At 48.7% G+C, this 14,242-nt stretch carries 12 protein-coding genes and 1 riboswitch; of the genes, 2 read left to right on the top strand and 10 right to left on the bottom strand.

What is annotated here, in order from left to right; all coding sequences use genetic code 11:
• Positions 1-15: 15 nt before the first annotated feature.
• Entirely contained in the window at positions 16-981 is a 966-nt protein-coding gene (lpxM, locus tag QMA41_RS17160) for a lauroyl-Kdo(2)-lipid IV(A) myristoyltransferase (RefSeq protein WP_171341534.1), read from the top strand.
• Between the two features lie 131 nt (positions 982-1,112).
• Here the strand turns inward: lpxM and pyrE are convergent, their stop codons facing one another.
• Together pyrE and rph are read right to left on the bottom strand one after the other, a co-directional pair.
• Positions 1,113-1,754 carry an orotate phosphoribosyltransferase gene (pyrE, locus tag QMA41_RS17155; RefSeq protein WP_021458310.1) on the bottom strand — a complete coding sequence of 214 codons (642 nt, stop codon included), beginning with the start codon at positions 1,752-1,754 and terminating at the stop codon, positions 1,113-1,115.
• A gap of 122 nt (positions 1,755-1,876) precedes the next feature.
• Entirely contained in the window at positions 1,877-2,593 is a 717-nt protein-coding gene (gene rph / locus QMA41_RS17150) for a ribonuclease PH (protein ID WP_006963408.1), read from the bottom strand.
• A gap of 177 nt (positions 2,594-2,770) precedes the next feature.
• Here rph and QMA41_RS17145 point away from each other — a divergent pair, with 177 nt between their 5' ends.
• Positions 2,771-3,637: a YicC/YloC family endoribonuclease gene (locus QMA41_RS17145; protein ID WP_006963409.1), complete on the top strand. Its 867-nt coding sequence runs from the start codon at positions 2,771-2,773 to the stop codon at positions 3,635-3,637.
• 62 nt (positions 3,638-3,699) lie between these two features.
• On the opposite strand, the gene QMA41_RS17140 is transcribed toward QMA41_RS17145, so the two are convergent.
• The 8 genes from QMA41_RS17140 to QMA41_RS17105 all read right to left on the bottom strand — a co-directional run bounded on the left by QMA41_RS17140 (position 3,700) and on the right by QMA41_RS17105 (position 14,242).
• Positions 3,700-5,070 (bottom strand): NCS2 family permease, encoded by a 1,371-nt coding sequence (locus QMA41_RS17140; protein ID WP_281630245.1) that lies wholly within the window; start codon positions 5,068-5,070, stop codon positions 3,700-3,702.
• 55 nt (positions 5,071-5,125) lie between these two features.
• Positions 5,126-5,225: riboswitch (purine riboswitch) on the bottom strand.
• A 97-nt stretch (positions 5,226-5,322) separates the two neighbouring features.
• Positions 5,323-6,219: an energy transducer TonB gene (locus tag QMA41_RS17135; RefSeq protein WP_281630244.1), complete on the bottom strand. Its 897-nt coding sequence runs from the start codon at positions 6,217-6,219 to the stop codon at positions 5,323-5,325.
• A complete protein-coding gene (gene exbD / locus QMA41_RS17130; RefSeq protein ID WP_281630243.1) occupies positions 6,216-6,647 on the bottom strand; it encodes a TonB system transport protein ExbD in 432 nt (143 codons plus the stop codon). The genes QMA41_RS17135 and exbD overlap by 4 nt, the downstream gene beginning before the upstream one ends.
• A 13-nt stretch (positions 6,648-6,660) precedes the next feature.
• Positions 6,661-7,455 carry a tonB-system energizer ExbB gene (gene exbB, locus QMA41_RS17125; RefSeq protein WP_006957177.1) on the bottom strand — a complete coding sequence of 265 codons (795 nt, stop codon included), beginning with the start codon at positions 7,453-7,455 and terminating at the stop codon, positions 6,661-6,663.
• A gap of 242 nt (positions 7,456-7,697) precedes the next feature.
• Positions 7,698-9,176 carry a surface lipoprotein assembly modifier gene (locus tag QMA41_RS17120; protein WP_281630242.1) on the bottom strand — a complete coding sequence of 493 codons (1,479 nt, stop codon included), beginning with the start codon at positions 9,174-9,176 and terminating at the stop codon, positions 7,698-7,700.
• Between the two features lie 72 nt (positions 9,177-9,248).
• The gene (locus QMA41_RS17115) at positions 9,249-9,950 is read right to left on the bottom strand and encodes a Slam-dependent surface lipoprotein (RefSeq protein WP_281630241.1); all 702 of its coding nucleotides are present in this window, start codon (positions 9,948-9,950) and stop codon (positions 9,249-9,251) included.
• 156 nt (positions 9,951-10,106) lie between these two features.
• The gene (locus tag QMA41_RS17110; RefSeq protein ID WP_281630240.1) at positions 10,107-13,199 is read right to left on the bottom strand and encodes a TonB-dependent receptor; all 3,093 of its coding nucleotides are present in this window, start codon (positions 13,197-13,199) and stop codon (positions 10,107-10,109) included.
• Between the two features lie 98 nt (positions 13,200-13,297).
• Entirely contained in the window at positions 13,298-14,242 is a 945-nt protein-coding gene (locus QMA41_RS17105) for a FecR domain-containing protein (protein ID WP_281630239.1), read from the bottom strand.

The raw sequence follows: 14,242 nt of genomic DNA, 5'->3' as shown, positions 1-14,242 counted from the left end.
TAGGTGCTGCTTTCAATGAGCAACAACGATAAAAATAGCATCGATAAACATTTGCATAACCCAACCTTTGAGTGGGCATTTTTACACCCTAAACACTGGGGGACGTGGCTGGGCATTTTATTTGCTGCCCTGTTGGCCTTTATTCCGTACCGCTGGCGCGATAGCTTGGCGCGAAAACTGTCTGTATTTGTGGTACGCAAAAATGGTCGTGTGGTACGTCGTGCACGAGTGAACCTAAAGTACTGTTTTCCAGAGAAATCAGACCAAGAGCGTCAGGAGATACTGGAAGAGACCTTTGTTAAGGCCGCTCAGTACCTGTTTGGTTATTCTGAGTTTCTGGTACGCTCTACCAAGCACAACCAAGATCGCGGTGTCATGATCGGCGAAGAGAACATCTTACCGCTGCTCGATGCGGGGGAGAAAGTGATCATCTTAGCGCCGCACGCTTGGGCGGTCGATTACCCAGCGGTGATGCTGGCTGCAAAGGGCTACAAAGTTACCACCATCATGAAGCCGCAGCGCAACCCTATCGGCGATTGGCTAATGCAAGTACAGCGCATGCAATATGGCGGTCGTATCTTCGCTCGTGAAGCGGGGGTAAAACCTTTCGTACGCTCAATTAAAGACGGTTATCTTGGCTACTGGCTGCCAGATGAAGATTTTGGCGCCGCCAACTCGGTATTTGTCCCATTCTTTGGTACAGAGAAAGCGACTCTAAAAGGCTTTGGTAAAATGGCTCGCCTATCAAAAGCCAAAGTGATTCCAGTTTTACCTGCTTACAACGACAAATCAGGTAAGTACGAAGTACATATTCTGCCAGCCTTGGAAAACTTCCCAACCGGCGATGAAGAAGCCGATGCTCGTGCAATGAACCAAGCGATCGAAGACTTGGTCAGACCGCATCCTGAACAATACATGTGGAATCTGTCGTTATTAAAAACGCAGCGAGATGGAAGCGAAATCTACGATAACTCTCACTAAGGTAATACAAGCTCGCGAGAGGCAAGAAACAAAAAGGGTTGATGCATGTGCATCAACCCTTTTTAATAATTGCAGCTCAAGGTTCAGTCACTTACTCCTGACTATGGCTAAACCTCTTCTATAGCGCTCTTTTAGATGCCGTATTCAGCTCGATAAGCTTTTACGGCTTCAAGGTGATCGGTCGCATTACCTTTCTCTTCAAGATAAGTCACTAAGTCACCCAAGCTAACGATGGAGATCACTGCACAGCCAAAGTCACGCTCGACTTCTTGAATCGCAGACAACTCACCTTTGCCTTTTTCCTGACGGTCAATCGCCACTAATACACCAGCCAAGTCTGCTCCATTGGCTTTGATGATTTCCATCGACTCACGGATTGCGGTACCCGCAGTAATCACATCATCAACCAACATAATACGGCCTTCTAGCGCACTACCAACAAGGTTGCCGCCTTCGCCGTGGTCTTTCGCCTCTTTGCGGTTAAAGCAATAAGGCGTGTCAATCTCGTGATGATCCGCCAAGGCAACGGCTGTGGTCGTCGCAATTGGAATCCCTTTGTATGCTGGGCCAAACAAAACATCAAACTCAATGCCAGAATCTGCCAGCGCAGCGGCGTAGAATCGACCTAAACGCGCCAAATCTCGACCCGTGTTGAAAAGACCAGCGTTAAAGAAATACGGGCTCTTACGACCTGACTTTAAAGTAAACTCACCAAACTTCAGTACTTCTTTCTCTAGTGCAAACTCAATAAATTCACGCTGGTATGCTTTCATCACTTTCTCTCTAAATAAAAGGTCTAGTTTTCTAGACGGTTTATAAACAGGTCAAAACTTCGCCGGAGCCAAGTCTTGATAAAAAAATAGCTTCCTTTTTAGGGGAAGCTATTTAACAAAAATTAATTTTCTAACGCCGCCTTCTGCGCCGCTACAATCTCGGTGATCCCTTTGGTCGCCGACTCCAATAACTTCATCAGCTCAGCATGGGTAAATGGTTCGCCCTCTGCGGTACCCTGAACTTCAATCATGCGGCCATCTTCCGTCATGACAACATTCATATCCGTGTCAGCGGCAGAATCTTCGACATACTCTAGGTCACACAGGACGTCTTCACCTAGGATACCAACTGAAACGGCTGCGACATGGCCTTTCATCGGGTTTTTCTTCAGCTTACCGTTCTCAATTAGGTGTTGGAACGCATCTGCCATTGCCACGCTTGCGCCTGAAATCGATGCAGTACGTGTACCGCCATCAGCCTGAATTACGTCACAATCGACAGTCACCATAATCTCACCCATCGCTTCTAGGTCGACCACGGCACGAAGGCTACGTGCAATCAGACGTTGGATTTCCATGGTACGACCGCCCTGTTTACCACTTGCCGCTTCACGACGCATACGTGAATGCGTTGAACGTGGCAACATGCCGTATTCAGCCGTCACCCAACCCTTGCCCTGACCTTTTAGCCAACGTGGCACGTTCTCTTCAACGGTCGCATTACACAATACTTTTGTATTGCCGAATTCCACTAAAACTGAGCCTTCAGCGTAAGCCGTGTAATTACGAGTGATTTTGATTGGGCGAATTTGATCCGCCTGACGGTCATTTGGACGCATGGGCATCTACCTTAGTTATCTACCTAACGAGAGGGGGAGACGAATTTGGTTGGAGCAGGATTCTAGCAGAAAGCGGGATATCGGGAAAGCATCCCATCTGCGTTACGTTCCAAATCTCGTGCATTCTGCTACTATTGCAACGCGTTATTTTCAAAGATGATGAAATAGGAAAATTCGATGATCTACAGTATGACCGCCTATGCACGTAAAGAAGTGAAAGGCGATTGGGGTACCGCTGTTTGGGAAATCCGCAGTGTGAACCAGCGTTACTTGGAAACCTACTTCCGCCTTCCGGAACAGTTCCGAGGTTTAGAGCCCGTTCTTCGCGAGCGTTTTCGCAAGCGCCTAGCACGCGGTAAAGTGGAATGTGCATTGCGCTTTGAAGCTAACCCAGCAGCAAAAGGCGAGCTGAGCATTAACGAAGGTTTGGCACAGCAAGTGATCAACGCCGCTAGCCAAGTGATGAAGATGACTGGCGACGAAAGCCGCCTTAACCCATTCCAGATCATGAACTGGCCGGGCGTGATGGAAACTTCTGAGCAGGACATGGATGCGGTCAACAAAGATTTGTTGGCGGCTTTTGACCAAGCGGTAAGCGAATTTATCGAAGCCCGTGGCCGTGAAGGCGAAAACATGAAAGCGCTGATTGAACAGCGTTTATCAGCGATTACTGACGAAGTGGTCAAAGTTCGTGCTCGCATGCCTGAAATTCTCGATTGGCAACGTGAGCGCCTATTTGCCAAATTTGAAGAAGCCAAAGTGGAACTTGACCCTTCACGAGTTGAACAAGAGCTGATCTTATTAGCGCAAAAGTCAGACGTAGCAGAAGAGCTGGACCGCTTGGACTCTCACGTTAAAGAAGCGACCAATATCCTGAAAAAAGGTGGCGCTTGTGGTCGTCGTCTCGACTTTATGATGCAAGAGTTCAACCGTGAATCGAACACGCTCGCATCTAAGTCTATCAGCACTGACATCACCGCATCTGGCGTTGAACTCAAAGTTCTGATTGAGCAAATGCGCGAGCAGATCCAGAATATTGAGTAAGTTAATACTCAGAATGACAAAGCCCCGCTCTGAGAGCGGGGCTTTTTAGTTTCAGAATCTTATTACAACAGTATCAAGTACGTCAGGAAGATAGCCGATAGAGCATAAATCACCGGATGTACCTGTTTACCTTTGCCTGCCACGACCATGGTAAATGCGTAGCTGATAAAGCCCATTGCCATGCCGTTGGCTGGTGAAAAACTTAGAACAGTGAACATGATGGTAAAAAATGCTGCAATACGGGATTCTTTCTGTTCCCAGCTAATTTGTCCTAAGCGCCCGATCATATAGATGCCCACGACGACCATCGCTGGTGCCACCATAGCGGCTGAAAAAATAGAAAACAGTGGATATAGGAACAGAGACACTAGGAACAGGCCTGCAACCATCACGGCAGCTAATCCGGTTTTAGCGCCCTGAGAAGAGGCGATGCCGGACTCTGAGAATGCAGTGATAGAGGTGGTTCCCAGAACTGAACCAATCACTGTGCCACCAGCATCTGCAACCAATGCAGAACGTGCATTGGGTACCTTGCCATCCTTATCGATGATCCCTGCATCACGGCCAACGCCAACAATCGTGCTCAAGCCGTCAAAGAAATCGACAATCAGGAAAATAATCACAATAAACAGCAGATCAAACATTTTGTCCGCCGTTAATCCTGAAAAATCAAACACCGCACCAAAGCTGCCCGCTAAGCTTGGCGGAGCAGAGACAAATTGCTCTGGAATCGGCGCATTGTTGGTCCCCATCAACATGTCAGCAAAGACGGTTAGCACAATAGCAGTGATAAAAGAAATGAAGGTCGCGAGCTTGATATCACGCACCATGCAACCCAAAGCGACAAAGATACTGATGTAAGCAATGATGACCTGTGGGTCTGTCACCTTGCCCATGCTGACCAGAATGATCGGGTTAGAAACAATAATGCCGGCGTTTTTCAGGCCAAGAAAGGCAATGAACAGTCCAAGTGAAACGGTGATCGCCAGCTTGAGATCTTCTGGTATCGACTCAATCATCGCTTTGCGGATATTGGTCATCGAAAGAATCAGATACAACACACCAGAGAGAAAGATACCAAACAGCGCTTCATGCCACACCAAGACAACCGAGCTACTCAGCAACATCCCCTTGAAGAAGCCATTCATACTCATGCCTGGCGCCAGCATCACTGGGTAATTGCCCCAAATGCCCATAATCAAGGTGGCCACTGCCGCTGCGATCGCCGTCGCCGTAAACACCGCGCCTTTATCCATGCCGGGAATACTGCCCAAAATGGCGGGGTTAACAGCCAAAATATAGCTCATCGCCAAAAACGTAATAAAGCCTGCGTACAACTCAGTACCTAGGGTTGTGTTACGTTGAGTGATTTTAAATACCGATTCCAGTACACCGGATTGATTCTGGCTTTTCAGGGTTGATTCGAGACTCACAATGAAACCTTTACAAGTGGGGTAAACAGTAAACGGATTCAATGCTGTATGAAGAGAAAAGTGGCAAAGCAACTGTAGTCACCGAGATAGGCTCAGCGGTAGAAACGTCCAATCCATTTCATCAGACATATACAGCATTTAATCGTTTGCGCGGATTGTAAGGATCTTGAGTGAAATCTCAATGCTTTTGTGTAAATTTAGCAAACGTTTGCTTCGGGTGTATATTGGTCAATCAAATGCTAGATTCATTCACTACTGAACGTAAAACCGAACTGGAACCGTCCAAGTTAAGGTCGCACCGCTGACTTCATCTGGTGGTAATGGCAATGGCATAGCGCGGTAGACAAGATCCACCGCCTCTTTATCGAGCGATTCTGTTCCGCTACTGCGCACCAGTTTGACGCCCAGCACCTGCCCAGCTCTATCCATAGTAAAGGTTATCAAGGGCACACCTTGTTTACGCATTCGCTTAGCGCGGCGCGGATACTGCTTATGCTGCTCAAGATGTAGCACCAGTTGCTGCTTCCAACTCACCTTGACTTGTTTGAGGTGCTGGCTGAATGCCCCCGATACGCCTTGAACCTGCTTACGCTCTTTTTCGACTTCAAGCTTGGGAGCACTCTTTTTAATCTGAGCAACCGAAGCTTGCTGACTGACGGAAGGCGTCTCGGCTTTCGGCGTTTCCACCTGTTTTTGAACCTGAGCTACAGGTTTGCTCTCTGCTCTCTTTTTGGCCTTTGGTTCGATTGGTTTTGCCGGCTTGGGCACAATGCTCGCAATCCCTGAAGGGCGCTCAGTTTCTTTGGCCACAATCGGAGTCGGTTCTGGTGAACTCTCGACCTCTTGTTGGATCTTCTGTTGTGGATCAATCGGCTCTGGGCGAGCCATTAATGCCATAGAATCCATCGACTCATTTTGCTCAGGACCAGAGTTTAACGCGGGCTTTTCAACATGTGGCGCCGCGACGGGTGCAACCAAAGCAACACTGACGGGAATCGCTGCTGGCGGCTGAATAAATTTAGCTTTAGGTTGGTACAAATAATATACCGCAACAGCCAGATGAAAACCGACACTAACGGCTATTCCAGGTAACAACCAAGGGCCAAAGCTATCATGCGATGTGGCTCTGCCGAACTGACTGACCATCATGCCCCTGTTATCTCTGGTTGTTCCAATCCGACCAGAGCGATCTGCGCATAACCTTCCGCAACTAAAGCGTTCATTACTTTCATCAGGCTTTGGTAATCCAGTGCTTTGTCAGCACGCAAATAGATAAGCTGCTCTTTATCGGGCAAAGCTTGGGCTAACGCTTGAGGCAGTTGTTCGAGAGTCACTGTATTCTCCTCGCCCAATGTCAGTGCCAGATCGGTGCTGACGGTCAAATAAAACGGAGCCTTAGGTTGAGGTGTCGGTGCCGCCGAAGACGTTGGTAAATCGACCGGTATATTGACCGTCGCCAGTGGTGCCGCAACCATTACTATGATCAGCAACACCAGCATGACATCAACAAACGGCGTTATGTTGATCTCATGATTGACCGCCAACTCATCCTGCTGCGAAGCAACTTTAAATCCCATCTCTATGCTCCGCTCAGGCTGCTAACTTTTTTCCGTCGATAGAAACGGGCTCTCTATCGAGATCTCGGCTCACCAGTACCATCAGCGCTGCCGAGATATCCGCCATGAGCGCGCGATACTGACTAACGCCACGAGTAAAGTGGTTATAAAGCACCACAGCAGGAATTGCAGCCACTAAACCAATCGCCGTTGCCAGCAAGGCTTCTGCAATCCCCGGCGCCACGACGGCTAATGTGGTGTTTTGAGATTTAGCGATGCCGATAAAGGCATTCATGATCCCCCAAACAGTGCCAAATAGACCGACAAAAGGGCCAACAGAACCAACCGTCGCCAGCACTCCGGTGCCTCCTACCATCGCACTGCTTAAACCAGCCTGAACACGTTCGAGTCTGAGCTGTAAGCGCTCTTTAATGCCATCTTCATTGTCTGCTCGAGCAGATAACGCAAGCTCTTTTTCTGTAGCTTCAATCAACGCCAGCCCAGCGCCTTCTGCACTGTCGCAGCGCAGCTTGCCTTCGACCAAGGTTTCAGAATCAAGCAATTCATTAAGAATATGACGCGCACGGCGACGCGCTAGGTTTAACTGGATTTGCTTTGCGATACCAATCGCCCAAGTCACGCCTGAGGCCACCAGCAGTAAAATCATCACCGCTTTAACCACCCAGTCAGCCGATTGATACATGCCATAGGGAGACATATCGTGTTGAGGAGTAGCGGCGACCAAATCCGGTGGCGACATATTGTCGCTCACCGGTGCAGGAAGCGCAGAGATTTCAGCCTTCTCTGCGATGGTCGCCCTTTCCTGCATAACGGGTTGTGACCCGATTTCTGACGTTGTTTCAGCCCAGCTGAATGGGGCCGCTAAAAAAAAGCAAATAATCAGTAGTGATCTGGATAAGCATTCCATTGTTTTACTCACATTCGGTTTATCTGTGCGCACTATGCCTAGCCAAACACGTGCACCTCTATCAGTAACACCGAACAACAATGAAAAATCCGTAAAAGTTTTTTCATTTACTCTTCAAATAACCAATAAGCCATTGATTATTTTCAGAATCTTTTTTCTAGTTTTATGCTGTATTGATGCTGCTTGTAGCTGTATGCCCAATCAACATTACTCTTGGTCTGATTGGCTTTGACTTCGATGAGCGGTTTAAACCCGGCAAACAGCTCTGGCAGCGTCACCACTAAGGTATAATTTTGCTCAGTATCGTCACGCCGCTCACCGAGCACCGCATTAAAGCCCCCATAAATACGTTGCCGCAGCGAAGCGAATAAGGTCACGTCCGTGTTCAGCGATGTGAAGGTTTTATTCACGCCCAATCGACCTCCCCACAAATCGTACTCATGCACCGCCTGTCGGTTTTGTTTCAGTGTCCAGTCTACACCACCAAACACTAACCATTTGTCGGGTAATTGATGCCAATAAGTGCCAAAGACAGACCATTGCCAGTCGGATTGATAGCGAAAGGTTTGATTACGATAATCGAGATATTCCCCTTCCACTTCGAGTTTCATAGCAGAAGTCTGGCTAAGATTGGTAAACCAATCCGCCTTGAAGCCGCCCGAAGCAAACAACGCCTGATTCGCTAAGGCACGATATTCAAACTGCGGCGCAATACTGAGCTGATGTTTGGCAGTCTGATAGCTGTAGCCAAAGGCCACATTTAATGTCTGCTCGTTATATTCTTTGTGGTTCTGGTAATTGGTGCCATAGGCAAAGCTGCGTAGCTGCAAGCCATGATGACCACTCAGCGAGAAGCGTCGATTTAAACTGGCGTCGTAGTCAATACCATAGGCAGATTTAACCTTGGGCGCACTGCGCTCTAAAAAGCACTGACCATTGGTGAAATAGACCAGACATTCATAGTGTTTCGAGGACAAATTCAGGTTGTCATTGTAGGTCGGCCCAAAGGAAAACGCGCCTTGCCAATCATCACGATACTCCAGTGCGCTAACGAAGCTTTCTACCGTATTCCGGACTCCCGCCGCTCTCGGGTTATCAGCAGGTAAGCGGTTGAGGATGTCATTAAACAACGACAAAGAAGCGCTGTTTTCTCTGTCTTCAAACCAGACGCGAGCTAACTCTAGCTCTGCGGGCAAAAAGTTTTCCTGCATCTCAAGCAATGCCGAGTAGTGCGTTTCTGCCTGATTATAATCACGCGCATTGCGTGCCAATGCCCCCGATGCGTAGTGCACCAGCATAGGATCGAAATCCGCCAACGCCACATACCTTTGCAGCAGGCTCTCTGCCAGTGCCCATTGACGCTGCCGAACCGCGACATGCAATGCCGGTCCAAGCTCATCTGCGGTATTCGCTACGATCGATTCTGAGCCTGACGCCGATTGCTCGGCTAGGCGTTCTTTTTCCAGCTCTTCTTCAATAAGAGCATTTTCGTTCTGACGGGAGGATAACGCGTCACGTTGCTGGATACGTAAATCGGTATCCTGATCCGCGTAAGAGAAAGAGGCATAGCTAACGCTCACCATTAACAGTGAGCCAAGAATAAAGTTACGGTCGATTTTCATTGATGTATTTCAATCGGAGAAAAAATGGGAGCAAGTCACTTGCTCCCCAAAAGAGAAAGACAAAAACGAAAATTAGTTTTTGCTACCACCGAAGGCAGTATCTAGCGTGCTGTCGCCCGCAAACTTAGCAAAGCCAGCTAGGAAAGCGGCATCGGCGCCAAAGAAGTGGCCCTGAGAGTGACCGATAGACATGCCATTCGCCACTGCGGTTCCAGAAAATTCCGCCGTAGAAGCATCAATAGCGTTGTTGTACAGATTGATCGACAGATTGCTGTTTGAAAGAGCGCCATTAAGTGTTTGAGCACCAAAATCCGCCGTAAACTGACCGCTTAGCGTTGCACCGTTATTGATACCAGCGACTGTGTAGGTGGCTGAGCCAGATGTAGGTACGGTTGTGCCTGTGTCATCGCCCACGTAGTAAACTGCACGATCCACAGCCTGACCGTTTTCAGTGCCTGAAGACCATTCACCAAACCAGATATCTTGGCCTGCAACCTGAGAGAAAACGTATTTAGAGTTGTTGTGGTCACTGCCAGAGGTGTACACATCCCCATTCTGGCTGGCAAAAACGGTTAGGCCGTCAAAGTCGACTTTTTTACCACCTGTGCTACCGATACCTGCTTTACCTTTAGAGTGGATAAACGGAACCCAGACTTCAGATTCACCCACCTGACGCTGCGAACCGTCACTGATGGCACCATCAAAACCAGCATGTGCCAGTGAGCTTAGGCCAAGTATGGCCGCTGAAATCCATGAAAGTTGTACGATTTTCATTATTCAATCCTTAATAGGCTATATGTTGTCATCTGCTGCCCAGACGTTTTTATCCGCTGTCTTTAGCAGCTTCATTCAATACACCGGATGAAACAGAGGAACCCGTAAATAAGCATGAAAAAAACCGCAGTCTTAGCTGCGGCTTTTTGATTGAAGTTAGAATCGACTGGTCAGTTTGACGCTGATGGTTCGACCCGGTGCTGGAATCCCAGTCACGGCTCCAGGTTCGAGGTAGTACATGTCGGTTAGGTTACTGCCCCGCACTTCAAACTGAAGGTGCTCGTTATAGGCATAACCAATATACGCATCCACCGTGGTCACATGATCGCGTTTAACATAGTCTTCTGAATGGCTGTCTGACGCATAATAGGTGCGAGTTCCGGCAATCAGCTTATTGTTAAAGAATCGTGCCCCAAAATGAACACTACCACTGATTTCAGGGGGGACTTTATTGGCGAGATAGCTGGTATTGCTAAAGCCACCACGTCGGCATTGTTTATATTCCGCAGAACCCGTGCTGGCAATGTCCGCCATAAAACGCTGCGTGGCTGCACTTTCATCACACACTTCATATTCAAGATTGTAGGCAACGGATAAATCACCAAAGTAATCGCCATCGTCATAATCCAGCTGCAATTCTAAGCCACTCGAAGTCAATTTCTCTAAGTTAGTAAAGCTGGTTGTATTTAGTGACGTATTCCTGTCCATCACATCTTCAATCACCTGATCAAAGTAGGTCAGTTTGATATCGGCGTGATCGAAGTAATAGACATAGCCCAGCTCCCAGAGTTTGGAACGTTCAGGCGCCAAAGGGGATGACACCGACGGCACTGCCGAAAAACCAACCGTACTTTCAAACATACTAGGAAAGCGCAATGATTCGGCGTAGCGAATATAACTGCGGCTGTCTTCGGTCATTAACCAGGTCAAAGAGGCCGATGGCATCCAACCGCTGTCACTTGATTCGGTATTGGTGTAGGTACTGGTTGAAGAGGCACTGATGGATTGTGCGGAGCAACTGCCCGCAACATAGTTAGGGTCGTTGGCAGCGGTAATACAGCCATTATCTGATGCACTGTAGTTATTCTGGCCATCATGGCGCCATTCTGACTCAATATCTTCCACATAGGATGTGTGTGTGGCAGCGTCAGCGACTCCCTGAGCTACTAGCGCATCCTGCTCAACAATTTTGGCATCTAACTGTGTCTGCACAATGGGAATAAGAAAAGGAGGGACATCGTTTAACGCCTGCCTCAAATTTGCAATTTCTTCGTTTAAACTGGTATCCGCATTTCGGATGCCACTTTCAATACCAGACAAATACTCCGCACGATTCGCATCAGTAATCGGCACATTCATCTGATAAGAAAGCTTATAGCCTTCACTGCCATACTGAGATAACGCTTGAGTGTCGCCCGCTGCCAAGCGATTTTTGACATAGTTATCGACGGTTTTGTAGTAGCCATAACGAATACCAGCGTTGAAGATCAATGACTCCGTCGCCCGCCATTCAATATTGGCACTGCCATTGTATTCCGTTCGCTCCCCCGCTCGCGCTTGCTCAAACTCCTCAATCACAGCGTTCAAGTCGCCTTTAGGCGCCAGCTCATGGAATTGGTAGTTACCAGAGAGAGTGAAATCAACATCGTTACCAAGCAGCATTTTGTTGCTGACACTCAAGCCATAGCGATCTTCTTCAGAGTTTATGCGTGCTGTGTTTTTAATAATTGTCGAGCCATCTGTCAGGCTGTTGGGGGAGCCGGATCCCGAATTTGAACTAACATCGGACAAAGTCATCCACAGGTTGGATTTAAAATCGATATAGGGATTATCTGGCTTGGAACTTAGTTTAAGATTGTAGGCTTGCAGTCTGGTCTCATTTAACGGCCATTGAGCCACACCTGATAAGTACCTTGCTTCAGCACGGCTTGCAAGGATTTCACCGTGGGTACTCTTGGTGTAGCGAGCCCCCACCTCGACCTTAGTATCGTAGTTTAGGTTAAAGGCGAATTTGCCTAGAAATGATTCCATTTTAGAAGAAGTATTCGGTACCTCTTCACCGGGGTGATAGACCAAGGCTAAGTGCTCCGGGCGAATCACTGTCTGGCGCCCTCCTAATTCTTCTCCTTCCGCCAAAGGCTGTCGGTAAAATCCAGCGTCATTCTTGCCTGAAAAGTAGTTGCCCCGATTGCGATACGCGTAAGCCGCCAACCACTCCACTTTTGGCCCAATACCCGAAACAGCCAGTCGGTAAGCCGTATCTTCACCATTTAACGGATTATCATCCTGACGCTGATCAGGATTAATAACCAAAGCAGGGTCGTTGTACAACAGATCACTTGCAGGATTATCGAGGTTAGCATATTCCGGAATGGTGCTAACGTCTTGTCCTGTATACAACCTCGGCTCTTCTGGTGCAGTTGAGTTACTGCTGCTTTCGGCAATGAATTCCATACCAAAAGTTTCGCCGGATTGCACAATATCCCGTGGAGACAAGGTCGTGATTTCCACCGCTCCGCCCACTGAGGTATTCACGTCTGGGTTGATTTGCGCACCTTTATGAACTGTCATGCCACCAATCAAGTTCGGGTCGAGAAAACTCCGGTTGGACGCCCCGCGATAACCGTTGTTCACCGTAATCGCCTGCTCAGTACCGTCAATAATCACAGGGACTCGTCCCGGTCCCTGAATGCCGCGAATGTTCGGGTCAATACCACCGCCATTGCGCGCATCGCCACTGTGAACATTGGCCATCCCTTTGAAGATGTCCGAGGCATCCGCCCCTTTGAAACGCTCAAGTTCTTCCTTGCCACGGTATTCCGTTGCGGCGTCTTTGTCGTAGACATTGGCTTCACCAGCCTCATCGCGGCTAATGCCACCGTCAAGGCTAGTCCCGACCTGAATCGCATCCAGCGACCATTCATCGCCACCGTCAACCAGATACGAACCATCAAGCTGCTTTTGCGCACTGAGCCCGGCATCCGCAAGTAAAACATTAAACGCATCGTCCGGTTGATAATCTCCCTGTAAACCTAAGCTGTACTGGCCCTGACTCAGGCTGGCATCAATCGAATATTCAATACCCGCCTGAAGCGCAAACTGATTGAGTACGCCATCTAAATCGCCGGCGGGAATATTGAAATTCTGCGCCTGAGCAGATAGCGCCACAATGGGCAGTACCAGACCAGCCAAACCAAGCTGGGTACGGATGGCCGTCGACAAAAGGTTAGAGGTGAAAGGAGACTGCACGTTTATGTCCTTATTCGCTGGGTTAACTAGTGACTACACCGAGCGAATGAGTCAAAGCCTCAATCGATGAGAGAAAAATTATCCAAGTTGTCAGTAATTCACGCTCTTTTGCTAGTAATACTGACCCAAAAGCGAGTACGGAAGTGCACTTCAATGGGCAAGATCTGGCGCAGATTTTCCAGTGTTTGGTCGGTATCGCGAATCGAGTACACACCGGAGATACGCAACGCTGACAGCTCAGGGGATACTTTGATCACGCCGCGGCGATAACGGGACAGCTCAGCAATAAACTCCGGTAACGGCGTATCGTGGGCGAGGATTTTTTCTTCTAACCACAACGCATCCGTGGCGAGCAAGCTCTGTTTTCGGCCTTGATGGTAAGCGCTAAACTCGCTTTTCTCCCCAGCGAGCAGGTGCTGACCTTGTGCCTGTTGCTGAGATTTCGCGATGACTTCGCCTTCGAACACACTGACTCGCGTCTGTTCAGGTTCTAGGCGAACACTGAACTTAGTCCCGATCGGCGTCACGCTACCCTGCGGAGTGATGACATGGAAAGGCGTCAGGTGATGACCTGTGGTGACCATAATTTCACCTTCCATCAGGCGGATAATCCTCTGATGTTGATTGAAATCGACACGCATGCGACTGGCCGTATTGAGCACAACCACGGTGCCATCCGACAGCTTTATCGACTTCACTTCTCCAGTGGCGGAGGCATATTCCGTTTCACCTTGTGGCATGGCTGCATCACTGGAAAGCACTAAACTCATGGTGGCTAGAGAAACGCCGCCCCAAATCAATACTTGCCTGCGTGATACACGTTGACGATAGGTTCCTAGCACCTTACTACCCGACTGCGGATCCGGCAGGGAGGTAAATTTTTGCTGCAGCGACTCCATCTGTCGCCAAGCATAATCATTATCTGGATGACGAGTGCGCCAGAGATGAAATGCACGCTTATCCTGCTCGGTCACATCATCCGACCACATCCGTGCCATCCACAATGACGCCTGTTCAATTGATTTGCGAGATACGCGCTCCAT

It is taken from the genome of Vibrio sp. St2 (assembly GCF_947311885.1).
GTDB classification, from domain to species: Bacteria; Pseudomonadota; Gammaproteobacteria; order Enterobacterales; family Vibrionaceae; genus Vibrio; species Vibrio coralliilyticus.
This window is presented reverse-complemented; position numbering and strand designations above follow the sequence as displayed.

What these genes read in the sequence shown, in the direction of transcription:
- exbB (WP_006957177.1), bottom strand. Translation starts at nt 7,455, where the DNA reads ATGCAGGAAAGGGCGACCATCGCAGAGAAGGCTGAAATCTCTGCGCTT.
- rph (WP_006963408.1), bottom strand. Translation starts at nt 2,593, where the DNA reads ATGCGTCCAAATGACCGTCAGGCGGATCAAATTCGCCCAATCAAAATC.
- pyrE (WP_021458310.1), bottom strand. Translation starts at nt 1,754, where the DNA reads ATGAAAGCATACCAGCGTGAATTTATTGAGTTTGCACTAGAGAAAGAA.
- QMA41_RS17145 (WP_006963409.1), top strand. Translation starts at nt 2,771, where the DNA reads ATGATCTACAGTATGACCGCCTATGCACGTAAAGAAGTGAAAGGCGAT.
- QMA41_RS17105 (WP_281630239.1), bottom strand. Translation starts at nt 14,242, where the DNA reads ATGGAGCGCGTATCTCGCAAATCAATTGAACAGGCGTCATTGTGGATG.
- QMA41_RS17135 (WP_281630244.1), bottom strand. Translation starts at nt 6,219, where the DNA reads ATGATGGTCAGTCAGTTCGGCAGAGCCACATCGCATGATAGCTTTGGC.
- lpxM (WP_171341534.1), top strand. Translation starts at nt 16, where the DNA reads ATGAGCAACAACGATAAAAATAGCATCGATAAACATTTGCATAACCCA.
- QMA41_RS17120 (WP_281630242.1), bottom strand. Translation starts at nt 9,176, where the DNA reads ATGAAAATCGACCGTAACTTTATTCTTGGCTCACTGTTAATGGTGAGC.
- QMA41_RS17115 (WP_281630241.1), bottom strand. Translation starts at nt 9,950, where the DNA reads ATGAAAATCGTACAACTTTCATGGATTTCAGCGGCCATACTTGGCCTA.
- exbD (WP_281630243.1), bottom strand. Translation starts at nt 6,647, where the DNA reads ATGGGATTTAAAGTTGCTTCGCAGCAGGATGAGTTGGCGGTCAATCAT.